Annotated in this window: 27 protein-coding genes and 1 tRNA gene; 20 read left to right on the plus strand and 8 right to left on the minus strand. The window is 63.3% G+C overall.

Annotation, left to right across the window (positions count from 1 at the left end; all coding sequences use genetic code 11):
- The first annotated feature begins 117 nt into the window (after positions 1–117).
- The 4 genes from V6590_RS12430 (at position 118) to iolG (ending at position 4,099) form a co-directional block, all read left to right on the plus strand.
- The gene (locus V6590_RS12430) at positions 118–1,059 is read left to right on the plus strand and encodes a substrate-binding domain-containing protein (protein ID WP_335423536.1); all 942 of its coding nucleotides are present in this window, start codon (positions 118–120) and stop codon (positions 1,057–1,059) included.
- Between the two features lie 120 nt (positions 1,060–1,179).
- Positions 1,180–2,253: an ABC transporter permease gene (locus V6590_RS12435; protein WP_335423538.1), complete on the plus strand. Its 1,074-nt coding sequence runs from the start codon at positions 1,180–1,182 to the stop codon at positions 2,251–2,253.
- Between the two features lie 2 nt (positions 2,254–2,255).
- Entirely contained in the window at positions 2,256–3,020 is a 765-nt protein-coding gene (locus V6590_RS12440) for an ATP-binding cassette domain-containing protein (RefSeq protein ID WP_434063256.1), read from the plus strand.
- Positions 3,021–3,097: 77 nt separating this feature from the next.
- Entirely contained in the window at positions 3,098–4,099 is a 1,002-nt protein-coding gene (gene iolG / locus V6590_RS12445) for an inositol 2-dehydrogenase (RefSeq protein ID WP_335423540.1), read from the plus strand.
- A gap of 67 nt (positions 4,100–4,166) precedes the next feature.
- Here iolG and V6590_RS12450 read toward each other — a convergent pair whose 3' ends face one another.
- Complete coding sequence (locus V6590_RS12450; RefSeq protein WP_335423542.1) at positions 4,167–4,808, minus strand: hypothetical protein; 642 nt, start codon at positions 4,806–4,808, stop codon at positions 4,167–4,169.
- Between the two features lie 128 nt (positions 4,809–4,936).
- Between V6590_RS12450 and argE the strand changes: the two genes are divergently transcribed.
- Positions 4,937–6,088, plus strand: coding sequence for an acetylornithine deacetylase (gene argE, locus V6590_RS12455; RefSeq protein WP_335423545.1), 1,152 nt, complete (start codon positions 4,937–4,939; stop codon positions 6,086–6,088).
- Positions 6,089–6,270: 182 nt separating this feature from the next.
- Here the strand turns inward: argE and V6590_RS12460 are convergent, their stop codons facing one another.
- The 3 genes from V6590_RS12460 to V6590_RS12470 are packed head-to-tail and all read right to left on the minus strand — an operon-like array spanning position 6,271 to position 8,213.
- Positions 6,271–6,744 (minus strand): DUF2948 family protein, encoded by a 474-nt coding sequence (locus V6590_RS12460; protein ID WP_335423546.1) that lies wholly within the window; start codon positions 6,742–6,744, stop codon positions 6,271–6,273.
- Positions 6,744–8,012 (minus strand): UDP-N-acetylglucosamine 1-carboxyvinyltransferase, encoded by a 1,269-nt coding sequence (gene murA, locus V6590_RS12465; RefSeq protein WP_335423799.1) that lies wholly within the window; start codon positions 8,010–8,012, stop codon positions 6,744–6,746. The genes V6590_RS12460 and murA overlap by 1 nt, the downstream gene beginning before the upstream one ends.
- A 9-nt stretch (positions 8,013–8,021) precedes the next feature.
- Positions 8,022–8,213 (minus strand): hypothetical protein, encoded by a 192-nt coding sequence (locus V6590_RS12470; protein ID WP_335423548.1) that lies wholly within the window; start codon positions 8,211–8,213, stop codon positions 8,022–8,024.
- A gap of 111 nt (positions 8,214–8,324) precedes the next feature.
- Here V6590_RS12470 and V6590_RS12475 point away from each other — a divergent pair.
- The 5 genes from V6590_RS12475 (at position 8,325) to V6590_RS12495 (ending at position 11,708) form a co-directional block, all read left to right on the plus strand.
- Positions 8,325–8,399, plus strand: a tRNA-Thr gene (locus V6590_RS12475).
- A gap of 159 nt (positions 8,400–8,558) precedes the next feature.
- Positions 8,559–9,863 carry a histidinol dehydrogenase gene (hisD, locus tag V6590_RS12480; RefSeq protein WP_335423550.1) on the plus strand — a complete coding sequence of 435 codons (1,305 nt, stop codon included), beginning with the start codon at positions 8,559–8,561 and terminating at the stop codon, positions 9,861–9,863.
- An 82-nt stretch (positions 9,864–9,945) separates the two neighbouring features.
- Complete coding sequence (locus V6590_RS12485) at positions 9,946–10,425, plus strand: UPF0262 family protein (RefSeq protein ID WP_335423552.1); 480 nt, start codon at positions 9,946–9,948, stop codon at positions 10,423–10,425.
- 3 nt (positions 10,426–10,428) lie between these two features.
- Positions 10,429–10,902 (plus strand): arsenate-mycothiol transferase ArsC, encoded by a 474-nt coding sequence (locus tag V6590_RS12490; protein ID WP_335423554.1) that lies wholly within the window; start codon positions 10,429–10,431, stop codon positions 10,900–10,902.
- Positions 10,903–10,940: 38 nt separating this feature from the next.
- A complete protein-coding gene (locus V6590_RS12495; protein ID WP_335423555.1) occupies positions 10,941–11,708 on the plus strand; it encodes a C13 family peptidase in 768 nt (255 codons plus the stop codon).
- A gap of 20 nt (positions 11,709–11,728) precedes the next feature.
- On the opposite strand, the gene V6590_RS12500 is transcribed toward V6590_RS12495, so the two are convergent.
- Positions 11,729–12,112, minus strand: coding sequence for a winged helix-turn-helix transcriptional regulator (locus tag V6590_RS12500; RefSeq protein ID WP_335423557.1), 384 nt, complete (start codon positions 12,110–12,112; stop codon positions 11,729–11,731).
- A gap of 95 nt (positions 12,113–12,207) precedes the next feature.
- On the opposite strand from V6590_RS12500, the gene V6590_RS12505 reads away from it, so the two are divergent.
- The 8 genes from V6590_RS12505 to V6590_RS12540 all read left to right on the plus strand — a co-directional run bounded on the left by V6590_RS12505 (position 12,208) and on the right by V6590_RS12540 (position 17,193).
- On the plus strand, positions 12,208–13,044 hold the full coding sequence (locus V6590_RS12505; protein ID WP_335423559.1) for an SDR family oxidoreductase: 837 nt from the start codon (positions 12,208–12,210) through the stop codon (positions 13,042–13,044).
- Between the two features lie 133 nt (positions 13,045–13,177).
- Complete coding sequence (locus tag V6590_RS12510) at positions 13,178–13,588, plus strand: nuclear transport factor 2 family protein (RefSeq protein ID WP_335423561.1); 411 nt, start codon at positions 13,178–13,180, stop codon at positions 13,586–13,588.
- Positions 13,585–14,169, plus strand: coding sequence for a GNAT family N-acetyltransferase (locus tag V6590_RS12515; RefSeq protein WP_335423562.1), 585 nt, complete (start codon positions 13,585–13,587; stop codon positions 14,167–14,169). Before V6590_RS12510 ends, V6590_RS12515 begins: the two co-directional genes overlap by 4 nt.
- A 38-nt stretch (positions 14,170–14,207) precedes the next feature.
- The gene (locus V6590_RS12520; RefSeq protein ID WP_335423565.1) at positions 14,208–15,089 is read left to right on the plus strand and encodes a carbon-nitrogen hydrolase family protein; all 882 of its coding nucleotides are present in this window, start codon (positions 14,208–14,210) and stop codon (positions 15,087–15,089) included.
- 97 nt (positions 15,090–15,186) lie between these two features.
- Positions 15,187–15,405: a translation initiation factor IF-1 gene (infA, locus tag V6590_RS12525; protein ID WP_054301515.1), complete on the plus strand. Its 219-nt coding sequence runs from the start codon at positions 15,187–15,189 to the stop codon at positions 15,403–15,405.
- On the plus strand, positions 15,402–15,980 hold the full coding sequence (locus V6590_RS12530; RefSeq protein ID WP_335423578.1) for a Maf family protein: 579 nt from the start codon (positions 15,402–15,404) through the stop codon (positions 15,978–15,980). Before infA ends, V6590_RS12530 begins: the two co-directional genes overlap by 4 nt.
- Positions 15,977–17,026: a ribonuclease E/G gene (locus tag V6590_RS12535; RefSeq protein ID WP_335423580.1), complete on the plus strand. Its 1,050-nt coding sequence runs from the start codon at positions 15,977–15,979 to the stop codon at positions 17,024–17,026. The genes V6590_RS12530 and V6590_RS12535 overlap by 4 nt, the downstream gene beginning before the upstream one ends.
- Positions 17,023–17,193 carry a DNA gyrase inhibitor YacG gene (locus V6590_RS12540; RefSeq protein WP_335423581.1) on the plus strand — a complete coding sequence of 57 codons (171 nt, stop codon included), beginning with the start codon at positions 17,023–17,025 and terminating at the stop codon, positions 17,191–17,193. Before V6590_RS12535 ends, V6590_RS12540 begins: the two co-directional genes overlap by 4 nt.
- A gap of 21 nt (positions 17,194–17,214) precedes the next feature.
- Here the strand turns inward: V6590_RS12540 and V6590_RS12545 are convergent, their stop codons facing one another.
- Positions 17,215–17,970 (minus strand): NAD kinase, encoded by a 756-nt coding sequence (locus V6590_RS12545; RefSeq protein ID WP_335423583.1) that lies wholly within the window; start codon positions 17,968–17,970, stop codon positions 17,215–17,217.
- Positions 17,971–18,176: 206 nt separating this feature from the next.
- Between V6590_RS12545 and glyA the strand changes: the two genes are divergently transcribed.
- A complete protein-coding gene (gene glyA, locus V6590_RS12550) occupies positions 18,177–19,466 on the plus strand; it encodes a serine hydroxymethyltransferase (protein WP_335423585.1) in 1,290 nt (429 codons plus the stop codon).
- 215 nt (positions 19,467–19,681) lie between these two features.
- A complete protein-coding gene (locus V6590_RS12555) occupies positions 19,682–20,725 on the plus strand; it encodes a cytochrome-c peroxidase (protein ID WP_335423587.1) in 1,044 nt (347 codons plus the stop codon).
- Positions 20,726–20,808: 83 nt separating this feature from the next.
- On the opposite strand, the gene V6590_RS12560 is transcribed toward V6590_RS12555, so the two are convergent.
- Together V6590_RS12560 and prpE are read right to left on the minus strand one after the other, a co-directional pair.
- The gene (locus V6590_RS12560) at positions 20,809–22,140 is read right to left on the minus strand and encodes a response regulator (protein ID WP_335423589.1); all 1,332 of its coding nucleotides are present in this window, start codon (positions 22,138–22,140) and stop codon (positions 20,809–20,811) included.
- Positions 22,141–22,402: 262 nt separating this feature from the next.
- A complete protein-coding gene (gene prpE / locus V6590_RS12565) occupies positions 22,403–24,295 on the minus strand; it encodes a propionate-CoA ligase PrpE (RefSeq protein WP_335423591.1) in 1,893 nt (630 codons plus the stop codon).
- Between the last annotated feature and the right edge of the window lie 37 nt (positions 24,296–24,332).

Genomic DNA, 24,332 nt, shown 5'->3' on the forward strand with positions numbered 1-24,332 from the left:
CAGCCTGCCGCAACGGGTGGTCACACCACCTCGCACCCAATTCTTCGGATGCTGCGGAAAATGAAGTCAACTGGACCCGGCGGTCCCATGCCGGGAATTCACTGGGAGGAGTGAACCATGAAAAAGACCTTGATCGCGGCGGGCTTTGCATCGCTGCTCGGCACCACGGCGATGGCCGACGGGATCGGCGTGTCGATGGCGCTGTTTGACGACAACTTCCTGACCGTGCTGCGCAACGGTCTGCAGGCCAAGGCCGATGCTGATGGTCTGACGGTGCAGATCGAAGACGCCCAGAATGACGTAGCCAAGCAACTGGACCAGATCAACAACTTCATCGCCAGCGGTGTGGATGCGATCATCGTGAACCCGGTTGACACGAGCGCCACCCAGGCCATGTCGGATGCTGCCGCCGCTGCGGGCGTTCCGCTGGTTTATGTGAACCGCCAGCCGATCAACGTGGACAGCCTGCCCGACAATCAGGCCTTTGTCGCGTCAAACGAGGTGGATTCCTCCAGCCAGGGCTTCATCGAACAGTGCAACCAGTGGAAAGCCGCAGGCAAGGACGAAGTCAGCGTCTATGTCATGCAGGGCGAACTGTCGAACCAGGCAGCTGTCCAGCGCACGCAGAACTATTATGACGTGATGGAAGCGGGCAAATGCGCGGTTAAGGTCAACATCATCGACCAGCAGACCGCCAACTGGAGCCGCGACCAGGCGCAAAGCCTGATGACCAACTGGCTTTCGACCGGCGCGGCGTTTGATGGCGTTCTGGCCAATAATGACGAAATGGCCCTGGGCGCAATTCAGGCGATCAAGGCCGCAGGCATCGACATGGGTTCGGTCATCGTCTCGGGCGTGGATGCGACCCAGGACGCGCTGGCCTCGATGCAGGCGGGCGAGCTGGACATCACCGTGTTCCAGAATGCGGCAGCACAAGGTGGTGGCGCGCTGGATGCGGCGGTGAAACTGGCCAAGGGCGAAGCGGTGGAACAGAAGGTCTTCGTGCCGTTCGAACTGGTGACCCCGGCCAATGTCGCCGACTATCTGACCAAGAACTGATCGGCCTTAACAGGCCAGGGGGCGGCATGGATGTGCCGCCCCTCATGTCACCCGACATCGCCACGGTTGTGGGGTCGGGACCGGGATTACCGAAATCATTGGGGGGAGGGAGAGCGTACCATGGCATCGTCAACGCATGGTCTGGGCGGTCTGAAATATGATCCGTCACGAAAGGCACGCGCGCCCGAATGGAATGTCTTCATCGCGCTGGTGGCGATCATCGTGATCTTTGAAAGCGTCGGGCGGCTGTTCATGGGGGACAGCTTCCTGTTCAATACGCGCGACAATGTGGATACGCTGTTCAACCAGCAGCGGCTGCAGATCATCATCCTGCAGGTGTCGATCACCGGGATCATCGCATTGGGGGTAACCCAGGTTATCATTTCCGGCGGGATCGACCTCAGCTCGGGGTCGGTCGTGGGTGCCACGGCCATGATTGCCATGAGCTTTGCGCAGGTGGCTACGGTGAATGGCAATCCCAACCCCAAGGCGATCTTCGGTGATCTGGGCTGGATGGATCTGCCGGTCATCGTGCCGGTTCTGGTGGGCATGACTTGCGGCGCAGTGGCTGGCATCGTCAATGGGGCGCTGGTGGCCTATACCCGCATTCCCCCCTTCATCGCCACGCTGGGCATGATGGTCACGGCACGCGGCATTGCGAAATGGTGGTCCAAGGGCAACCCGATTTCCTTCCCGACCGACAGCTATGCCGCCATTGGCAAGGGCATGATGCCGGTGCTGATCTTTGTTGGCCTGGCGATCCTGTTCCACCTGATCCTGACTTATACCCGCTATGGCAAGCATTGCTATGGCATTGGTTCGAACGAACAGGCCATGCGCATGTCGGGCATCAATGTCGAAAAGATGAAGGTGCTGATCTACCTGATTGCCGGGCTTTTGTCGGCGCTGGCGGCCATCGTGCTGTCCTCCAAGAACCTGACCGCGCAGGCCGGCATGGGGGTGATGTATGAACTGGACGCCATTGCCATGGCAGTGATCGGCGGCGTCAGCCTGCAAGGCGGGCGCGGGTCCATCATCGGCACGGTTCTGGGGGCGCTGATCTTCGGCGTCATCATCTCGGGGTTCACCTTCCTGAAGCTGGACGCCTATTATCAGGAAATGGTGAAGGGCGTGATCATCGTGGCGGCAGTGGTTCTGGACCAATGGCGCCAAAAAGGCCGGGCACGGGGGTAATCATGACCGACATCATTCTGGAAACGCGCGGCCTGACCAAACGCTATGGCGGTGTGCATGCGCTGGAAGACGCGAATTTCATCCTCCGCAAGGGCGAGCATGTCGCCGTGGTGGGCGATAATGGCGCGGGCAAATCCACCTTCGTGCGGCAGGTCACGGCGGTGGAACAGAAATCCGCAGGTCAGGTGTTCTTTGACGGGCAGGAGGTGAATTTCTCTGGCCCGCTGGAGGCCCGTCAGGCCGGGATCGAAACCGTGTTCCAGACGCTGGCGTTGGCCGATGATCTGGATGTGCCTTCGAACCTGTTTCTGGGGCGCGAGTTGTACAAGCTCCGCCTTGGCCCTTTCTCGATCCTTGACCGCAAGGCGATGCGCGACCGCACGCTGGAGGCGCTGAAAACCACGGCGGTGAAAATCCCCAATGTCGATAACCCGATCCGCAACATGTCGGGCGGGCAGCGGCAATGCGTGTCCATCGCCCGCACGGCGGCCTTTGCCTCCAAGCTGGTGATCATGGATGAGCCCACCGCAGCGCTTGGCGTGCAGGAAACCGCGCAGGTCGAAAACATCATCCGGGGCCTGAAGGAACGTGGCATCCCGATGATCCTGATTTCGCATAACCTGCGGCAGGTGTTTGATCTGGTGGACCGGATTGTGGTGTTCCGCCGCGGCCGGATCGTCGCCAGCCTGAACAAGGACGAAACCGATGGCAATGACATCGTGTCCTACATCACCGGCGTGAAGGGTGGCGAAGCCAGCGCTGCCTGACCTTCCGCCCGGCGGTCAAGCCGCATAGACTTCTGACACGCGGCGGGTCCGCCCCGCCGAAACCGCAAGAGGACGAGATGACTGTGAAATTTGGCCTTCTGGGTGCGGGCCGCATTGGCAAGGTGCATGCAAAGGCCGTGACGGGCGATGCCAATGCCAAACTGGTGGCGGTGGCCGATGCCTTCCCGGCAGCGGCGCAGGCGATTGCCGATCAATATGGCTGTCAGGTCCGCTCCATCGACGAAATCGAGGCGGCGAAGGACATCGACGCCGTGGTGATCTGCACACCCACCGATACCCATGCCGATCTGATCGAACGCTTCGTGAAGGCGGGCAAGGCAGTGTTCTGCGAAAAGCCCATCGATCTGTCGCTGGCGCGCGTGAAGCAGTGCCTTGAGGTGGTGCGCGCCCATAAGGGCACGCTGATGGTCGGGTTCAACCGCCGCTTCGATCCGCATTTCCGTGCCGTCCGCGCCGAAATCGACAAGGGCAGCATCGGTGACGTGGAAATGGTGGTGATCACCTCGCGCGATCCGGGTGCACCTCCGCTAGAGTACATCGGCCGTTCGGGTGGCATTTTCCGCGACATGACGATCCATGATTTCGATATGGCGCGGTTCCTGCTGGGCGAAGACATCACCGAAGTCGCGGCAACCGCCGCCGTGCTGGTGGACCCGGCGATTGGCACGGCGGGCGATTTCGACAGCGTGCAGGTGTTGCTGAAAACTGCCAGTGGCAAACAGGCGATGATCTCCAATTCGCGCCGGGCCACCTATGGCTATGATCAGCGGATCGAGGTGCATGGATCGAAAGGGGCGGCCAGTGCCGAAAACCAGCGCCCCGTGTCGATCGAAGTCGCCACGGCTGCCGGCTATACCCGCCCGCCGCTGCATGATTTCTTCATGACCCGCTATACCGAAGCCTATGCCGCCGAAATTGCCACCTTCATCGCGGCGCTGGCAGGCAAGGGTACTGCATCACCTTCGGGTGAAGATGGGCTGATCGCGCTGGCCCTGGCGGATGCCGCAGTGAAATCGGTGGCGGAAAAGCGCACCGTTCTGGTGTCTGAACTGCTGTGATCCTTGAATGCCCCCCCGCTGCTGCGCGGGGGGCATTCAGCGGGGCTGGGGGCGGGCAGGGCCCCAGTCAATCTGTCAGCAGCATGTAATTGTTGATCCCCGGCCCCTGGTTTTCCAGATGCACCTGCACGAAACCGCTTTCGGGCAGGGCAATTTCGCAGGCCAGCAATCCATCAAGTGCCGCTGTCTGGCACATCAGGGCATCATCATCCGCGCCGCTGATACGCAGGAACAGGGCGCTGTCGCCATCCCCCAACACGCCGATCCCCCGTGGTGACCCGCCTTCCAGCGCCAGCTTGTAGTGATGGCTCTCTCCGGGGGCGAGTGCGGCGGCACTGGCTGTCACGCTGGCCTGCGGCAGCACCGACAGTGTGCCGTCCAGCCCCGCCAGCAGGATGCCCAGCGTTTCATCCGCCTCCACCGCCATGCGGGCCTCTTCCAGCAAGGCGCCAGTTTCGCGCGGACCGGGGCGCAGGTCATCGGCCTTGGCCGGTTTGCCTGCCACTTCTGGTGCACGTTCCACCCTTTGCAGCACCACCCCTGCGGCCAGACGCGCTGCAGCGATTTGTGTCAGCCCGTCACGTTCCGCAGCGCCGATGAGCATGAGCCGATGGGCCTGCACCATCCGTTCCACCGCCCGGGGCGGTTCCGCCGCAGCGGGCAAGGCCGACAGCGCAAAGACAAGGAGGCTGGGCAGGGTCAGTCGCATGGGATACTCGGGTCATTAGGGTGTCGGGCGGCATCCTGCCCGGTCATGCCGGGGAAGAAAAGGCCGAAGCGGAGATGGACATCCGGTCCGGCCCTGCTATTATGACTATACATAAAATGGGGCCAGCAATGCGCGCGATCCTTGAAACCCTGATGCAGTTCGACACGGTCAGCGCGAAGCCCAATATCGCCCTGATGCACTATGTCCGGGATCTGCTCGAAGGGGCGGGGATCGCCGTCACGCTGATCCCAGATCCGTCAGGCCAGAAGGCAAATCTGTTCGCCACGCTCGGCTCGCAAGGGGTTCCGGGGGTCATGCTGTCGGGCCATACCGATGTCGTCCCGGTCGAAGGTCAGGTCTGGACCAAACCCCCGTTCGCCCTGACCGAGGCCGATGGCCGGTTCTATGGCCGGGGCACGACCGACATGAAGGGGTTCTGTGCGCTTGCCATCGACACGATGCTGAAGGCCGCTGCCGGGCCTGCCCTGAAGGTGCCGCTGCATCTGGCCCTGTCCTATGACGAGGAAATCGGCTGCATGGGGGTGCGCAGCCTGGTGGAGATGCTGGCGCAGGCCCCGGTCAAGCCGCGCTTTTGCATCGTGGGCGAACCGACGGGGATGCAGGTCGCCACCGGGCACAAGGGCAAGGTGGCCCTGCGCGCCACCTGTACCGGGCGCGAGGGCCATTCGGCGCTCGCCCCGCTGGCCCTGAATGCCCTGCATCTGGCGGCAGATTTCATGGCCGAACTGCGCGCCATGCAGGCCAGGATTGCCGCCACCGGCACGCGTGACGGTGACTATGATGTGCCCTATACCACGATTCATGTGGGCAAGATGTCGGGCGGGGTGCAGGTGAATATCGTCCCCAATACCGCCACGCTGGATTTCGAAATCCGCAGTCTGGCCGAAGACGACCCCGCCGCGCTGATCGAAGAGATGTGCGCCCGCGCCGCCGCCCTTGTCGCCCCGCTGAAGGCCGAATTCCCCGAAGCCGAAATCACAGTCGCACGGTTGTGGGATTATCCGGGCCTCGGAACACCCTCCGATGCGGCGGTGGTGAACTTCGTCAAAGGGCTGACTGGCGCCAATGGCACGATGAAAGTGGCATTCGGCACCGAAGGCGGGCTGTTCTCGGCCCGGCTGGGTGTGCCCACGGTCATCTGCGGCCCGGGCAGCATGGCACAGGGCCACAAGCCCGATGAATATGTGACCATCGAACAGATGGATCGCTGCGCCACCATGCTCGACGCGCTGCGCCTGCGCTGTGAAACCGGCTTCTGATGTCCAGCAATTCGCCAGCTCCCTTGGCTGCGGGGCCATGACAGCCGCGCCGCAGGTTTCATTTTGCCCCGCCACCACGCCTGAGTGTGGCCGGTTTCCCGCTCAGGCTTCCTTGATCTTGGTCCCCCTATATCCCGGGGTGCGGCCTGAAGGCCCAGAGGGGCAGCGCCCCTGCCGTGGCTTCACCCGTGATCCGGCACACGGCCCGAAAGCGCGGCATAGGGCCGTGTGACGTCCCGCAAGGTGACATCCAGAGCTTCGACGTCGATCGCAATCGCGCCATCCCCGGCAAAGGTCAGCGTGACCGTGCCCGCACCATCCGCCCCGCTTGCAAAGCTGATGTCCAGCAATGACAGCACCGTGTCGCGATCACGCGGATCAATCCCCTGCGCCCGCACAGCCAGAACGTCGCGCAGCAAGAGTATCGCGCGCACCCGTTCCACCGGGCGGCGGGCACGTTCGGCGGCCTCGCGGTCTTCCCAGCGGAACCGGTTTGCGAGAAGCGCGAATTCGCGGCGCGCTTTGGCCCAGGTGATATCGGCGGTCGTCAGAACCGCATCCTGGATCAGGCTGGCGATGACCTGCAGATCCTGCGCATCAGCAGCCCCCAACCACAGCGGGCGATCCGCCCCGTCTTCAAAGCGCGCGTCTGCCATCAGCCCCGGATCCGTTCGATCTGGGCCCCGCAGGCGCCCAGCTTTTCTTCGACATGCTCATAGCCGCGGTCAAGATGATAGACCCGGCTGACCACGGTTTCGCCTTCTGCGGCAAGGCCCGCAAGGATCAGTGACACCGAGGCCCGCAGGTCGGTGGCCATGACCGGGGCTCCGCGCAGACGGTCCACCCCGGTTACCGTGGCCGTGCCGCCATGCACGTCGATCCGGGCCCCCATGCGGATCAGTTCCGGCGCATGCATGAAGCGGTTCTCGAAAATCTTTTCCTCCAGCACGCTGGTGCCGTCAGCGGTGCACAGCAGCGCCATCATCTGCGCCTGCAGATCAGTGGGGAAGCCGGGGAAGGGCTCGGTCGTCACATTGACCGCGCGCACCCGCCCGTTCTTGCGGCTGACCTGCAAGCCGCGGTCGGTTTCGGTGACGCTGATTCCGGCCTCATCCAGCTTTTCGGCAAAGCTGCCCACCAGATCCATGCGGCCACCCAGACATTCCACCGTGCCGCCGCAAATGGCCGGGGCCAGCATATAGGTGCCCAGTTCGATCCGGTCTGTCACCACCGGATGCGTGGCCCCGCCCAGGCGATCCACGCCCTGAATGGTGATGGTGCTGGTGCCTTCACCGTCGATCTGCGCGCCCATCCGGCGCAGACATTGCGCCAGATCGACGATTTCCGGTTCGCGCGCGGCATTTTTCAGCACCGTTGTGCCCTTGGCCAGCGTTGCGGCCAGCAGCGCGTTTTCGGTCGCCCCGACCGAAACAAAGGGAAACTCGACAATCGCCCCCTGCAGACGCCCGCCCGGTGCCTTGGCATGCACATAGCCGTCGCGCAGATCCAGTTCGGCCCCCATCGCCTCCAGCGCCTTCAGATGCAGATCGACAGGCCGTGCCCCAATGGCGCAGCCGCCGGGCAGCGACACCACTGCATGGCCATCCCGGGCCAGCATCGGACCCAGCACCAGAATCGAGGCGCGCATCTTGCGCACGATGTCATAATCGGCCCGGTGGTTGTGGATGTCATGCGATGACATGGCCAGAACCTTGCCGCCCTGCAGGGCAGACACTTCGGACCCCAGAGATTGCAGCAATTGCGTCATCGTGCGGATATCCGACAGGCGCGGCGCATTGGTCAGCGTCAGCGGCTCTTCGGTCAAGAGCGTCGCGGGCATCAGGGTGAGACAGGCATTCTTGGCCCCGGCGATCGGAATCACCCCGTTCAGTTCACCGCCGCCCCGCACCAGAATCGAATCCATCGCCATGCCTCACTTGTTCTCTTGTTCCGTGGCGCCCTTTTCCCCGGCACGCGCCCTGGCCTGTGCCTTGCGCCGGGCCATATTGGCCTTGAGCGCGGCTTTCAGCCGGTCTTCGCGCGATTTCTCTGCCCCCTGGGCTTTCGGCGCGGGGTTCGGTCCGGGGCCATCGGAGCGGGGCGGGAGATCGGAAGGTGCCTTCATGCCCTTTCTGTATATCAGGTGAAAAAAACCGTCCAGAAGGCCCTTGCGCCCTCCGGCGAATGGGGCTAGTTAGCCGCCACGCCGGGCGGGAAGCCGCCAGATGGTGCAAGTGCTGCAGTAGCTCAGTGGTAGAGCACTCCCTTGGTAAGGGAGAGGTCGAGAGTTCAATCCTCTCTTGCAGCACCATTTCATCCACGATCATCGCCTACAATCTCTGAATCGCGAGCGTATTGCATTTGCATGTGGTCACGCGGATGACCAGCATCCTGTGAGCGGGTTCATCCGCTTGAGCCGGGGGGGCTTCGCCGCTATGTCACGGGGGCAAATTGCCCGGAAGGACGTGCCATGCCCCAGTTCCTGACCACCACGCAGGCCGATTTCGAAATGGCCTTCACCGCGCTCCTTGGCATGAAGCGCGAAGACAGCCCCGAGGTCGATGCCGATGTGGCCGCGATCATCGCCTATGTGCGGGCGCGGGGCGATCAGGCGGTCATCGACCTGACAGCCCGGTTTGATCGCCTGCAACTCAGCCCGGAAACGCTGGCCTTTTCCCCCGACGAGATGGCGGCCGAAGTGGCAAAGGTGGGGGCCGAGGATCGTGCCGCGCTGGAACTGGCGGCAGAGCGTATCCGGGCCTATCACCTGCGGCAGATGCCAATGGCCGAGGAAAGCTGGACCGGACCGCATGGCGAAACGCTGGGATGGCGCTGGACCCCGGTTTCTGCTGCGGGGCTTTATGTGCCGGGGGGCACGGCGTCTTATCCATCATCGGTGTTGATGAATGCCATTCCCGCCAAGGTGGCGGGGGTGGAGCGGTTGGTGATCGCCTGCCCGACACCGGATGGCGCGCTCAACCCGCTGGTGTTGCTGGCGGCACACTTGGCTGGTGTTGATACGGTCTATCGCATCGGTGGTGCCCAGGCGATTGCGGCGCTGGCCTATGGCACAGACACGATCGAACCGGTGGACAAGATTACTGGCCCTGGCAACGCCTGGGTGGCGGCGGCCAAGCGGCGGGTTTTCGGCAAGGTGGGGATCGACATGATCGCCGGCCCGTCAGAAATTCTGGTGATTGCGGATGGCCAGACAGACCCGGATTGGGTCGCACTCGATCTGTTGTCGCAGGCTGAGCATGATGTTTCAGCACAGGCCATCCTGATCACCCCGGACGAGGGCTTTGCCCGTGCAGTCGGCGCAGCGGTCGAACGGCGTCTGGAAACGCTGGATCGGCGCGAGATTGCCAGTGCAAGCTGGGCAGAGTTCGGCGCGATCATCGTCACCCGTGATCTGGCCGAGGCGGCGGCGCTGTCCAACCGGATCGCGCCCGAGCATCTGGAACTGTGCGTGGCCGATCCCGATGCCTTGTCGGCCCGGATCACCCATGCGGGCGCCATCTTCCTGGGCCACTGGACGCCCGAAGCGATCGGCGACTATGTCGGTGGGCCGAACCATGTGCTGCCCACGGCGCGGTCGGCGCGCTTTTCCAGCGGCCTGTCGGTGATGGATTTCCTGAAACGGACCACGCTGGCAAAGATGACACCCGCCGCTCTGGCGGCCATCGGGCCTGCGGCGGAGCGGCTGGCGCAATCGGAAAGCCTTGGGGCGCATGGTCTTTCCGTGCGGGCGCGGTTGGATCGGCTGAACGGCTGATCCATCGCGGAGGCGTGTCGGCAGGCTTGCGAAGCCCTGATCTCTCGGGCAGAAAGGCGGGGTTGCCTTGTGGAAGTGCCCAATGACCAACCGTATCTGCCATATCGAGATCGACGACCGGGGCCTTGCCCGGCCGACGGCCGAAATCGAACAGGAACGCCGTGTGGCGATCTTTGATCTGCTGGAGGACAACAGCTTCGGGTTACCCCCGCGCGAAGGCCGTGCCGTGGCACCCGGTCCTTACCGGCTGGCTCTGGCCATCCGCGAAGGGCGTCTGGTGTTCGATATTGCGACCGAAGATGCCACCCGTATCAGTGAGTTCCATCTGTCGCTGGGTCCGTTCCGGCAGGTCGTGAAGGATTATTTCCAGATCTGCGAAAGCTATTTCGATGCGGTGAAACGCCTGCCGCCCAGCCAGATCGAGGCAATCGACATGGCCCGGCGCGGCATTCACAACGAAGGCGCGCGGGTGTTGCAGGAGCGTCTGGAAGGCAAGGCCGATGTCGATATCGATACCGCGCGGCGCCTGTTCACCCTGATCTGCGTTCTGCATTGGGGGTAGATCTTGGCAGAGCACTTCCCGTCTTCGGTCCTGTTCTGCTGTGATCACAATGCCGTCCGTTCGCCTATGGCGGAAGGCCTGATGAAGAAATTCTACGGTCAGCGCGCCTATGTCCAATCGGCGGGCGTGGCCAATGACATGGAGATTGACGGGTTTTCCATCGCGGTCTGCAAGGAAATCGGGATCGAGCTCAGCCGTCACCGGTCGCGTTCCTTCGAAGAGATGCAGGAATGGGGCGATGATCTGAGCCAGTTCGATCTGATCATCGCCTTGTCGGCGGCCAGCCAGCGGGCGGCACTGTCGCTCACGAAATTCTACCACATGGATATTGAATATTGGCCGATCATCGACCCCACCGCGATTGGTGAGGGACGAGAAAGCAAGCTGATGGCCTATCGGCAGGCGCGCGACCAGATTCGCGACCGGCTGATTGCCCGCTTTGGTCCGCCTGCCCCCGAAGGAAACGGGGCGACATGAGTTTGTGCCCGCAACCGGGCGGTATTTTGGGGGTTCTAATGCGTTTTCTGAAGATTTTTCTGATCTTGGCTGTAGTGGCGGCGTGCCAGACAGTTTCGCCCCCGCCCCCTGTTGTGACGGGGCGCCCGAATGATGGCGACAGGGTCTATTACTTCGGACAGGCCCTGTTCAAGGACAAGGTCTTTGATGGCGATGTCGTCGCGATGGGTCGTGCCCTGGCGCAGCGCTATGGCGGGCTGGACGGGCGTGTTCTGGTGGGCCATCACGGTGGCCAGGTGTCGAACCTCTCGGATCCGGCGGCTGCAGCCGCCTTGGCCGATCTGGCCCGCAGCGCCCGCGATGGCCGCGATCTGGTGGTGGTGCTGCTGACATCGCATGGCCTGCCAGGGGAAATCGCCGTCAGGCATCCGGGCATGAAACATCATACCAGCCTTACGGCCAGTGATCTGCGGCAGCTTCTGCGCCCACTGGAAAATGACCGCCATGTGGTCATCCTGCAGGCCTGCTATTCAGGGTCGCTTATCCCGGCGCTGCAAAGCCCCAATCGCATCATTCTGACGGCGGCGCGCGCGGATCGAACCTCGTTTGGCTGCGCGCCCGGAAGCAATAACACATGGTTCATCCGTTCGCTGGTCGAAGAGTTGCAGCAGGGTGGCAGCTGGCAGGATGTCTATTTGCGCACCCGTTCGCGAGTACAGGGATACGAGCGGCGCAAAGGGATCGGGATCCATGAGAATTCTCAACCGCAGGCGTCGGTCGGGGGGCGGATGCAGGGCCTTTGGGCCGGCGCTGGCGGGCCGGGCTGAACCTGCCCGCGCGGGCCAGGTCAGGCAGCCTGCCTTGCCCCCAGGATGCGGGGCAGTGCGGTTTCAATCCAATGCGTCAGGGCCGCGATATGTTCTGCCGCCTCTTGCCCCAGCGGGGTCAGGCTGTATTCGACATGCGGCGGCACCACCGGATGCGCAATGCGCAGCAGAAAGCCGTCGGCCTCCAGTTGCTGCAGCGTCTGGGCCAGCATCCGTTCGCTGACGCCGCCGATCCTGCGGCGCAGGTCGGAAAAGCGATGTGTGCCGGTGAGCAGGGCCAACATCACCAATGTGCCCCACCGGCTGCTCAGATGGGACAGTACCTGCCGGGATGGACATTCCGCTGCCAGAACATTGGCGGGCAACCGGTTCAACAGGGTCTGTGCTTTGGTTTCGGGGGTCATGTGCGGCCTCGCGGGATACTTACAAAAATGTATGTACTTACTATTAGTAAGTCAATGGTGCATCCTGGCAGCATCGCAACCTGAAAGGAACCGCCATGACCATTGCCATTACCGGAGCCACCGGCCAGTTGGGCCGCCTTGCCATTGCCGGGCTGAAAGCACGCGGCGCAGCGCCAGTGGCGCTCGCCCGTGATCCGGCCCGTGCGGCCGATCTGGGTGTGGAAACCCGCGCCTTCGATTACAATGCGGCAGATGCCGCCGCCTTGCAGGGGATCAATACGCTGGTGCTGATCTCGTCCAGCGATCTTGAACGCGACCGCGCCGAGCAGCACCGCAATGTGATTGCGGCGGCGCAGGCGGCAGGGGTGCGGCGGATCATCTATACCTCCATCCTGCGTGCCGATCAGTCAGCCATGTTTCTGGTGCAGGCCCATGGCCCGACCGAAGCCGCGCTTCATGCCTCGGGCCTTGCGGTAACGATCCTGCGCAACGGATGGTATACAGAAAACTACACCGGTGCCCTTGGGGCCGCCTTGCAGCATGGCGCGATCATCGGCGCAGCCGGGCAGGGCAAGCTGTCCACGGCGGCCCGCGCCGACTATGCCGAAGCCATCGTTGTTACCGCGCTGGATGATGCCCATATCGGCAAGACCTATGAACTGGCCGGCGATACCGCCTTCACCCTGGAAGAGCTTGCGGCCGAGGTGTCCCGGCAGGCAGGCAAGCCGGTGGCCTATGTGAACCTGCCGCAGGCAGACTATGCCAAGGCGCTGGAAGGTTTCGGTCTGCCGCCCGTGCTGACCGCCGCATTGGCCGACAGCGACCACCATGCGGCACAGGGGGCACTGTTTGATGACAGCCGGACCCTCTCTGCACTGATCGGTCGCCCCACGACCCCGATGGCCGAAACAGTCCGCGCCGCATTGGCCTGACGGGGCCGGGCCCCCGCTGCCGTGCCGCTGCGGGGGCCCATATGTCGCATTTCTGCGATTCCGCTCCGCTCCGGGCCTTGCCCCGGCGGCAATCCCCGGCAGAATGGGTGCAAAACCAGCAGGGGAACCCAGCATGTCCGCCGCGACCGCCCGCGCCACCATTCAGGCCTATTACGATGCTTTCAACGCTGGCAATGCTGCCGGTATGCTGGATCGCGTCACCGAGGATATCGAACACCGGGTCAATGAAGGGGCGATCCGTCATGGCCGCGCCCTGTTCGCGGAATTCTGCAGCCATATGGGCGTCAGCTACCGCGAAGAATTGCGCGACATGGTGATCTTCGTCTCTGAGGACGGCACCCGCGGCGCGGCAGAGTTTGTGGTGCATGGCGAATATCTGCAAACCGATCCGGGCCTGCCCGAGGCGCGCGGCCAGCGTTATGTTCTGCCCGCCGGGGCGTTTTTCGATCTGAAGGGCGACCGGATTTCGCGCGTCACCACCTTTTACAATCTGAACGACTGGATCGCGCAGGTTTCGACGTGACCGAGGTTCGCGTTCTGACCGGCACCGCGCTGGATGCGGCGCTGGAGGATGTGGCGCGGTTGCGGATCACCGTGTTTCGCGACTGGCCCTATCTTTACGATGGGTCGCTGGAATATGAGCGGGACTATCTGCAAACCTATCGCGACAGTCCCGGTGCCATTCTGGTCGGGGCCTTTGATGGGGCGCGGCTGGTCGGGGCCTCGACCGGCACGCCGATGGAAGATCACGCCGATGATCTGGGCGCGGCGCTGGCCGATTGCGGGGTGCCGCTGGCTTCCATCTTCTATTGCGCGGAATCGGTTCTGTTGCCCGCATGGCGGGGGCAGGGGTTGGGACATGCATTCTTTGATGCGCGCGAGGCCCATGCCCGCGCGCTTGGCCGCAGCCATGTTGCCTTCTGTTCGGTGAAACGCCCCGACGATCACCCGATGCGACCTGCCGAATATCGCAGCAATGATGCGTTCTGGGCCAAGCGTGGCTATGCGCCCTTGCCGGGAGCGATGGCCAGCTTTTCCTGGCGCGATCTGGGGGAACGTGAAGAAACCCGCAAACCGTTGCAATTCTGGATGCGGGCGCTTTAGCGCCCCTGCCGCCCCTTTCCGATCCCGCAGGTTTGCCCATGAAGATCGCCGCCGCTGCCTATCCTTTCGACTTCTTCACCGGCTTTGACGCCTATGCCGCCAAGCTGGAAACCTGGGTGGCCGATGCCGCCGGTCAGGGGGCAGACCTGCTGGTCTTTCCCGAATATGGCGCGATGGAACTGGGCAGCCTTGGGGGCCGCGACATTGCGGCTGATCTGGAGGCCTGCCTGCACGAAGTCGCCCGCTGGAAGCCGCAGGTCGATGCGCTGCATCTGGATCTCGCCGCGCGACATGGGGTGCTTATCCTGGGCGCGTCGGGCCCGGTGTTCCTGCCGGGGCAGCAGCGGCCGGTGAACCGCGCCACGCTTTATGGGCCGGGCGGCATTCTGGGCCATCAGGACAAACAGATCATGACGCGGTTTGAACGTGAAACATGGTTTGTCGAACCGGGGCAGGGGCTGACGGTCTTTGATACGCCACTGGGCCGTCTGGGCGTGGTGATTTGCTATGACAGCGAATTTCCTTTGCTGGCACGCGCATTGGTCGAGGCGGGGGCAGACATCCTGCTGGCGCCATCCTGCACCGACAGCCATCGCGGCTTTACCCGGGTGCGCGTGGGCGCCATGGCGCGGGCGCTGGAAAACCAGTGCATTGTCGTGCACGCCCCCACGGTGGGGCTGTGCGATTTCTGCCCCGCGGTGGATGAGAACGTGGGCAGCGCCGCAATTTACGGCCCGCCCGACCTGGGGTTCCCCGAAACCGGCATCCTGGCCGAGACGCCGCTGAACCAGCCCGGCTGGGCCTATGCCGACATTCGCCTTGACGCCATTGCCGAAGTGCGGCGCAATGGGGCCGTGCTGAACCACCGGCATTGGGCCGAACAGGCAAGCCGCGTGGCCATGGGCGTGAAAACCGCCTGAACTTGCGTTTTTCCCCTTGAATTATGGGGGATTCGGGCGCATTAGCCCGGCGTGCCTGCGCAATGTTTCGCGGGCGAAACGCTATTTCGGAGTGACCATGGCCAAGGAAGAACTGCTCGAATTCCCCGGCGTCGTGAAGGAACTCCTGCCGAACGCGACGTTCAAGGTCGAGCTGGAAAACGGCCATGAACTGATCGCAACGATGGCAGGCAAGATGCGCAAGAACCGCATCCGCGTTCTGGCAGGCGACAAGGTGCAGGTGGAAATGACCCCTTACGACCTGTCGAAGGGCCGCATCAACTACCGCTTCAAGTGAAACTGATCCTCGGATCCGCCAGCCCGCGCCGGAAGGATCTTCTGGCGCAGCTGGGCATCGTGCCCGATGCGATCCTGCCCCCCGACATTGACGAAGACCCGCTTCCGCGTGAATTGCCACGGCCCTATTGTGCGCGGCTGGCCCGCGAAAAGGCGGCGGCGGTCTCTGCCGGGCCGGATGACATTGTGCTGTGTGCCGATACCACCGTGGCGCTTGGACGCCGTATTCTGGGCAAACCCCGCGATGCGGGCGAGGCTGCGGCTTTTCTGACCATGCTGGGCGGGCGTCGCCATCAGGTCATCACCGCTGTTGCGGTGCGCCGGGGTGATCGGCTTTGGGCACGCGATGTGGTGACGGATGTAAAGATGAAGCGTCTGTCAGACGCCGAACTGAACGGCTATCTCGCCAGCAATGAATGGCAAGGCAAGGCCGGGGCCTATGCGATCCAGGGTCTGGCCGGGGCCTTCATCCCGTGGATTTCCGGGTCGTTCACCGGGGTGGTCGGGCTGCCTGTGGCCGAAACCGCCCAACTTCTGGCCGCCGCGGGCTGGCCGGTTTACGGAGACTGCGCATGAAGGGCCGGGTGATCCTGCTGGACCAGATACAGGGCCGCGATGCGGCGGCGCTGATTGTCGATGGCCAGATTGTCGAACTGGCCATTGATCCCGAAGGGGAAGGGGCGCTTCCAGGTGCCATTCTGCGCGGGATCGTGGATCGACCGATGAAGGGGCAGGGCGGGGTTTTCGTCAAATTGCCGGGCGGGCAATCCGGGTTTCTGCGGCAGGTCTCGGGGCTGGCGCCCGGGCAGGCGGTTCTGGTGCAGATCACGGGCGTGGCTGAACCGGGCAAGGCGCTGCCGGTGACCACACGGCTATTGTTCAAAAGCCGTTTCGCGATCCTGACGCCGGGCGCGCCGGGATTGAACATCAGCCGCCGCATCCATGATGAAGAGCTGCGCGCCGATCTGCAGGCGCTGGCCGAAGCCGGGATGGAAGGCGCGCCGCGTGATCTGGGCCTGATCCTGCGCTCGGCCTGCATGGATGCGGATGAAGCCGAAATTGCCGAAGATATCCTTGCCATGCGCGATCTGGCACAGGCGGTGCTGGCCGATACCACGGGCGGGCCGGAACTGCTGGTCGATGGGCCGGGGGCAGAAGATCTGGCCTGGCGCGAATGGTCTGACCCGGCACCCGACGAGGTGGTGCAGGAAGCCGGTTGTTTCGCCAGCCACGGCGTGCTGGAAATGATCGATGCGCTGCTGTCCCCCCGTGTGGTTCTGCCCGGTGGCGCGCATATGATGGTGGAGCCGACCCGCGCGCTGGTTGCCGTGGATGTGAATACCGGTAATGACACGACCCCCGCCGCCGCGCTGAAGGCCAATGTCGCCGCCGCCCGCGACCTGCCGCGACAGTTGCGGCTGCGGGGTTTGGGCGGGCAGGTGGTGGTCGATTTCGCGCCGATGCCCAAGAAAGACCGCACGGTTCTGGATCAGGTTCTGAAAGCCGCCTTCAAGGGCGAAGCCGCCGAAACTAGCCTGTCGGGCTGGACGAACCTTGGCCTTTACGAATTGGTGCGCAAGCGCGACCGCGCCGCGCTGAGCGATCTGCTGGCCCGCGCATGAGCTGCCCGGTCTGCCAGAAGGACACCGATCCGAAATACCGCCCCTTCTGTTCGCGGCGCTGCGCCGATATTGATCTGGGGCGCTGGTTGAAAGGCAGCTATGTCATTCCCGGCGCGGCACAGGAAGAAGACGATCCCGCCCCCGGCCCGGATGAGGCGCGGCACTGACGCGCTGCGTGGTCAGGCTGGTCAGGTGAACTGCTCATGCGTCAGGCGTTCCTCAAGCCCATGACCGGGATCGAACAGGATACGGTGACGGATCGTCGGTTCCGACCGGATATCCACCCGCACCACATCGCGGAATGACCGGCTGTCCGCATCGGCCATGACTGGGCGTTTGGCCCCTTCCAGCACATCGAAGCGCACTTCGGCATTCATGGGCAACAGCGCACCGCGCCAGCGCCGGGGACGGAAGGCCGCCATCGCCGTCAGTGCCAGCACTTCGGACCCGATCGGCAGGATCGGGCCATGGGCCGAGTAATTATAGGCGGTGGACCCGGCAGGCGTGCAGACCAGCGCACCGTCGCAGATCAGTTCCGGCATCCGTTCGCGCCCGTTCACGCTGATCCGCAGCTTGGCGGCCTGCGGACCTGCGCGCAGCAGGCTGACCTCGTTGATCGCCAGCGCATGATGGTCGCGCCCCGAGGCGCTGACGGCATGCATGGCCAAAGGGTTGATCACGGTTTCTTCGGCCTCGCGCAGCCGGTCTGGCAGGCCCTCTTCGGCATAGGCGTTCATCAAAAAGCCGATTGTGCCGCAATTCATGCCGTAAACCGGCAATTCAAGGGTCTGGGTTTCGTGCAGGGTGGTCAGCATGAACCCGTCGCCCCCAAGTGCCACGATCACCTCGGCCTGCCGGATCGGGCAATCGCCATAGCGGTCGGACAGTGCGGCATAGGCGGCCAGCGCCGTGGGGCTTGTGCTGGCACGGAAACTGATGCGCATGGGGTCTCCCTTCCTCTGCGCGCCAGTCTTGCGGCTTCGCAGCGCCGAACTCAAGCCCCGTGACACGTCGGCAGGCCGGGAAAAGTTTCCGATAGGCGTCAAACTGTTCGCTCAAAATTGGGGCAATGTCGGTTTCTGCCCTTCCCTGTCGCAAGGGGCGTGGTCTAAATGGCCGCGAATCCCGCCTTCCCCAACAGGAGACGCCCATGACCGCCCGCGATACCGGCTTCTTTACCGAAACCCTCGCCTCCCGCGACCCTGAGCTGTTTGGCTCGATCACTTCGGAGCTTGGCCGTCAGCGCCACGAGATCGAACTGATCGCCTCGGAGAACATCGTCAGCCGCGCCGTGATGGAAGCGCAAGGCTCGGTGATGACCAACAAATATGCCGAAGGCTATCCGGGCAAGCGCTATTATGGCGGCTGCCAGTTTGTGGATGTCGCGGAAAACCTGGCGATCGAGCGCGCAAAACAGCTGTTCGGCTGCGCTTTCGCAAATGTGCAGCCGAATTCCGGTAGCCAGGCCAACCAGGGCGTGTTCAACGCGCTGCTGAAGCCCGGCGATACCATTCTGGGCATGAGCCTGGATGCCGGTGGTCACCTGACCCACGGTGCTGCCCCGAACCAGTCGGGCAAGTGGTTCAAGGCCGTGCAATATGGCGTGCGCAAGCAGGATCTGGAGCTGAACTATGATCAGCTGGCGGAACTGGCTGCCGAGCACAAGCCGAAGATGATCATCGCGGGCGGCAGCGCCATCCCGCGCATCATCGATTTCGCCAAGATGCGCGAGATTGTGGATTCGGTGGGCGCCTATCTGCTGGTGGACATGGCGCATTTCGCCGGTCTGGTGGCGGCGGGTCTGTACCCCTCGCCCTTCCCGCATGCGCATGTGGCGACCACGACCACCCACAAGACCCTGCGCGGCCCGCGCGGCGGCATGATCGTCACCAATGACGAAGAGATCGCCAAGAAGGTCAACTCGGCCATCTTCCCGGGCATTCAGGGTGGCCCGCTGATGCATGTGATCGCCGCCAAGGCCGTGGCCTTTGGCGAGGCGCTGCGCCCGGAGTTCAAGGACTATCAGGCCCAAGTGATCGCCAATGCCAAGGCGCTGGCCGATCAGCTGATGAAGGGCGGCCTGGATATCGTCACCGGCGGCACCGACACCCACCTGATGCTGGTGGACCTGCGCCCGAAAGGCGTGAAGGGCAATGCGACCGAAAAGGCCCTGGGCCGCGCGCATATCACCTGCAACAAGAACGGCATTCCGTTCGACACCGAAAAGCCCACCATCACATCGGGCGTGCGTCTGGGCACCCCGGCGGGTACCACCCGCGGCTTTGGTGAGGCCGAGTTCCGCCAGATCGCCGACTGGATCGTTGAAGTGGTGGATGGTCTGGCCGCCAATGGCGAAGAGGGCAATGGCGCCGTGGAGGCCGCGGTGCGCGCCAAGGTCGAGGCGCTGTGCGAGAAGTTCCCGATCTATCCGGGTTTGTGAGTTGCCTGATCCTGGGCTCGCCATCCTGTGGTGGGCCCAGGGATGACAGAGCAGGCGCGCGCGGGGCCTTTGTGATCGGCAAAGACGCAACTGCGCATGGTGCAAATGCGACAGCCTGCCGCGCCAGATTGGTATTAGAATTGATCTAAGTCATTACATCTGAGCGGCGCTTTCTGTTCATTCTTCCCGAACCCACCAATCTGGAGGAAGGGAAGATGATCCGCAGAGTTCTGATGATGGCAACCGCATTGGGGTGTCTGACTGGTGCGGCACAGGCCGATGCGCTGCGTGACGCGGCCTTGCAGATGTTCAAGCCGCTGCCTTCCACCGTGCCTGCCGTGAAGGACAACCCGGTCACCCCAGAGAAGGTGGAGCTTGGCAAGGCGCTGTTCTTTGATCCGCGTCTTTCGGCCTCGGGCGTGTTCAGTTGCTATAGCTGCCACAACCTGGCGACGGGCGGCGATGACAATATGGAAACCTCGGTCGGGCATGGCTGGCAGAAGGGGCCGCGCAATGCGCCAACGGCGCTGAATGCCGTGCTGAACGAGGCGCAGTTCTGGGATGGCCGCGCCGAGGATCTTGCGGCGCAGGCCAAGGGGCCAATTCAGGCCGGTGTCGAAATGGCGAACACCCCGGAACAGGTGGTTCTGACGCTGAATTCGATGCCCGCCTATGTTGCGGCCTTCAAGGCGTCCTTCCCCGGTGAAGGCGAACCGGTCAGCTTTGACAATATGGCCAAGGCGATCGAGGCGTTTGAGGCGACACTGATCACTCCGGCCCCGTTCGATGCCTGGCTGAATGGTGATGACGCCGCGCTGAGCGATCAGGCGAAGGCCGGGCTGCAACTGTTCATCGACAAGGGCTGTTCGTCCTGCCATTCCGGCGTGAATGTCGGCGGGCATGGATACTATCCTTTCGGCCTGGTGGAAAAACCCGGCGCCGATGTTCTGCCGCCCGGGGACAAGGGTCGCTTTGCCGTGACCGAGACGGCCGACGATGCCTATGTGTTCCGCGCTGCACCCTTGCGCAATATCGCCCTGACTGCCCCCTATTTCCATTCTGGCAAGGTCTGGAACCTGTCGGTTGCCGTGGAAATCATGGCCGAAAGCCAGCTGGGTGAAAGCCTGAAGCCGGAAGAAACGGCGCAGATGGTGGCTTTTCTGGACAGCCTGACCGGAAAGCTGCCGGAGATCACCGTGCCTGTCCTGCCGCCCGAAACCGAGGCAACGCCGCGCCCGACATCCGAAGTGACGCGCTGACAGTGACAAACGGGTCGGGGCCGGCTGGCCCCGACCTGCCAAATGCAAGCAATGCCCGGTCCCTTGGCCGCCGGTCTTGCGCGTTACATCTTCCGGGTCGTTTCGGCGATTTCGTCCAGCAGGGCGCTGATGCAGTCGATGACCAAACGCCCGAGATCCGGCAGCAAGAGGCTTGTCCCGTGCTGGCTGGCAAGGTGCAGCCTCTGGGCAAGGGCCTGAAGCCGCACCGCACCGACCGATCCGGCAAGGGCGATCAGGATATGGCTCTGGTCGCGCAGATCGTTCAGATCCGGCAGATGCAAGGCACTGCGCAAACGGTTGCGCACATCGGCCAGATCCTGCGCCAATTGCCCGATCAGGTCATTGGCCGTTTCGGCATCGGCAATCGACAGCAGCGACAACAGCCGATCCGGCAGACCAGTGCGGGTGCCTGCCCCCAGCGGCAAAGTGCTGAGCGCCTGCGCCATATCGTCGATCCCGGTCAGCGGCTTCTGGATCACGGCATCTGCCCCCGCCCGCAACAGCGCCAGTTCCGTTTCCGGCCCTTGTTCAGCCGTGACCATCAGGATCGGCACCTGAGCGGCCGGGCCGCGCAGGGCACGGATCTGATGGATCAGCTCGATGCCGGGCATGTCGGTCAGGTGGGTATCGATGACCACAAGGTCGGGCACGTCCCGCCCGAGCCGGGCCAAGGTCTGAGCCCCGGATTCTGCGGCATCAAGATCTGCGCCAAACTGGGCAAAAAGCCGTGCCAACAGGAGGCGGCAGGTGGTGCTGGCCTCGACCAGCAAAACCCGAAGCTGCGCCAGATCCGGCATGGGATGGGCACCTGGGTCCAGCGCGGGCATCATTGCGGCGGGCACCCGAATTGAGGCGACCGAATTTCCGGTGGGTGTGTCCGAAAAGGTCAGCGTCGCGCCAAGCTTGTCTGCCATCTGGCGACAAATCACCAGCCAGGGATCAAACCCTTCTGGCTGAGCTTGGGAGGCAGACCAGCCATGGCGCGAACCGACATCTGCAATCAGGATATCGATGTGCCGCTGATCGCGGGCAACGCGCGCCGTAAGGGTGATGCAGCCATGCGATGATTGGCGCAGGGCATTGGACAGAAGGTTGTTCAACAGCCGCTCCAACGCGGTGCGGTTGGTCAGAATCGCCGGGGGTAAATCAGGGCTGGCGAAAAGCTGGAAGGCCGGCCCCGCCTCGATGGCCCGCAGGCCGTGGCGGGTTTCCAACCCATGCAGAAACCTTCGCAGATTGACGGGCATCTGCTGATCGGTGCTTTCCGTGCCTTCGTTGGCCGCCAGCGCCATCAGACGATCCAGCGCTTCGCCAGCCATTGTGGCGCGTTCCAGCTGGGAGCGTTGAGAGGGTTCCAGGTTTTCGCTGGCCAGTTTCAGCAGCCCGGCGCGCATGTCGGCCAATGCATCGCGAAGGTCGTGCCACAAAAGGGGATCGCGACCGTGTGCAGCCTGGCCAGCGGTTTGCCATGCCGCAGGCACTGGGGTGATGCTACCGGGATCGAAGGAATCCGACGTCATACCCTGCCACCAATCACCCTGAATAAATGCACGGTCTATATGGCACGTTATCCAGTGAATGGGCCTTGTGTCGAGTCCCGGCTTGCAGACAGGCGGCCACTTGCCGGGGCCGCCTGAGAGAGCACCGTGGCGCGTGTCAGCTGCTGGCCAAGCCGATGGTTTGCAGCGCGCCCCGGATTTCATCAAGGATCGCAGGATCGTCGATTGTGGCGGGCATCTTGTACTCCTGCCCATCGGCGATCTTGACCATCGTCGATCGCAGGATCTTGCCCGACCTTGTCTTGGGCAGGCGATCCACCACAAGCGCGCGCTTGAAATCGGCGACCGGGCCGATCTTGTCACGCATCAGCTTCACGCAATCGGCGACGACATCGGTATGAGCGCGGCTGGCCCCTTTCTTCAGGCACAGGAACCCAAGCGGCGACTGACCCTTGAGCGCATCGGAAATGCCGATCACGGCACATTCGGCCACATCCGGGTGGCTGGCCAATACTTCTTCCATCGCGCCGGTGGACAGGCGATGCCCGGCCACGTTGATCACGTCATCGGTGCGCGCCATGATGTAGAGATAGCCGTCTGCATCGACATAGCCCGCATCCCCGGTTTCATAGTAGCCGGGGAAATGCCCGAGATAGGCCTTCTTGAACCGCTCTTCGGCATTCCACAGGGTCGGCAGGGTGCCGGGGGGCAGTGGCAGCTTGATCGCGATGGCACCCAGGGTGCCCGGCGAAACCGGATGGCCGCCTTCATCCAGCACCTGCACATCATAGCCCGGCATGGCCACCGACGGGCTGCCCAGCTTGACCGGAAGTTCTTCGATCCCCAGCGGGTTGGCCGCGATGGCCCAGCCGGTTTCGGTCTGCCACCAGTGGTCGATCACCGGCACCTTCAGGTGCTGCTGGGCCCATTGGATCGTATCGGGGTCGGCGCGTTCGCCCGCCAGATACAGGGCCTGCAGATGTTTGAGATTGTATTCCTTGATGAACAGGCCTTCGGGATCGTCACGGCGGATGGCGCGCAGGGCGGTGGGGGCGGTGAAGAAGCTTTTCACCTTGTTTTCGGAGATCACCCGCCAGAAGGTGCCCGCGTCCGGCGTGCCGACGGGCTTGCCTTCAAACACGACCGTGGTGCAACCCGCGATCAGCGGGCCATAACAGATATAGCTGTGCCCCACGACCCAGCCCACATCCGACGCGGCCCAGAACACATCGCCAACCCCCACATTGTAGATCGCGCGCATCGACCAGTTCAGCGCGACCAGATGCCCGGCGGTGGGCCGCACGACGCCCTTGGGCGCACCGGTCGTGCCCGAGGTATAGAGGATATAGGCCGGGTGATCGCCCGATACCGGCACGCAATCGGCAGGTTCGACACCGTACTGGAAGGTGTGCCAGGCCACATCGCGGCCCTCGATCAGCTTGGCGACTTCCTGTTCGCGCTGGAAGATCACGCAGAAATCGGGTTTGTGGCTGGCCAGATCGATCGCCCCGTCCAGCAGCGGCTTGTAATGCACGATGCGGTTGGGTTCGATCCCGCAAGAGGCTGCGATGATCGCCTTGGGTTTGCAATCGTCGATCCGCACGGCCAGTTCATTGGCGGCAAATCCGCCGAACACCACCGAATGAATGGCCCCCAGCCGGGCACAGGCCAGCATGGCCTCCAGCGCTTCGGGGATCATCGGCATATAGATGATGACGCGGTCGCCCTTTTCCACGCCCTTGGCACGCAGGGCACCGGCGAGGCTGGCCACACGGGTCTGCAGTTCCTTGTAGGTGATGCCCTTGCGCAGATGGGTCACCGGGCTGTCATGGATGATGGCAAGCTGATTGCCGCGGCCAGCTTCGACATGGCGGTCCACGGCGTTCCAGCAGGCGTTCACCTGGGCGTCGGTGAACCATTCATACAGCGGCGCGCGGTCTGCATTCAGCGCCTTGGAGGGGGGCTTGACCCAGTCGATCGCGCCTGCCGCCTTCATCCAGAACCCTTCGGGATCGGCTTTCCAGCTGTCGTAGATGTCCTTGTATGCCATTGTATGCGGCCCTCCTCCGGTCTGTCGAAGTGTTACG

It is taken from the genome of Gemmobacter denitrificans (genome assembly GCF_036964905.1).
Classification (GTDB): Bacteria; Pseudomonadota; Alphaproteobacteria; order Rhodobacterales; family Rhodobacteraceae; genus Gemmobacter; species Gemmobacter denitrificans.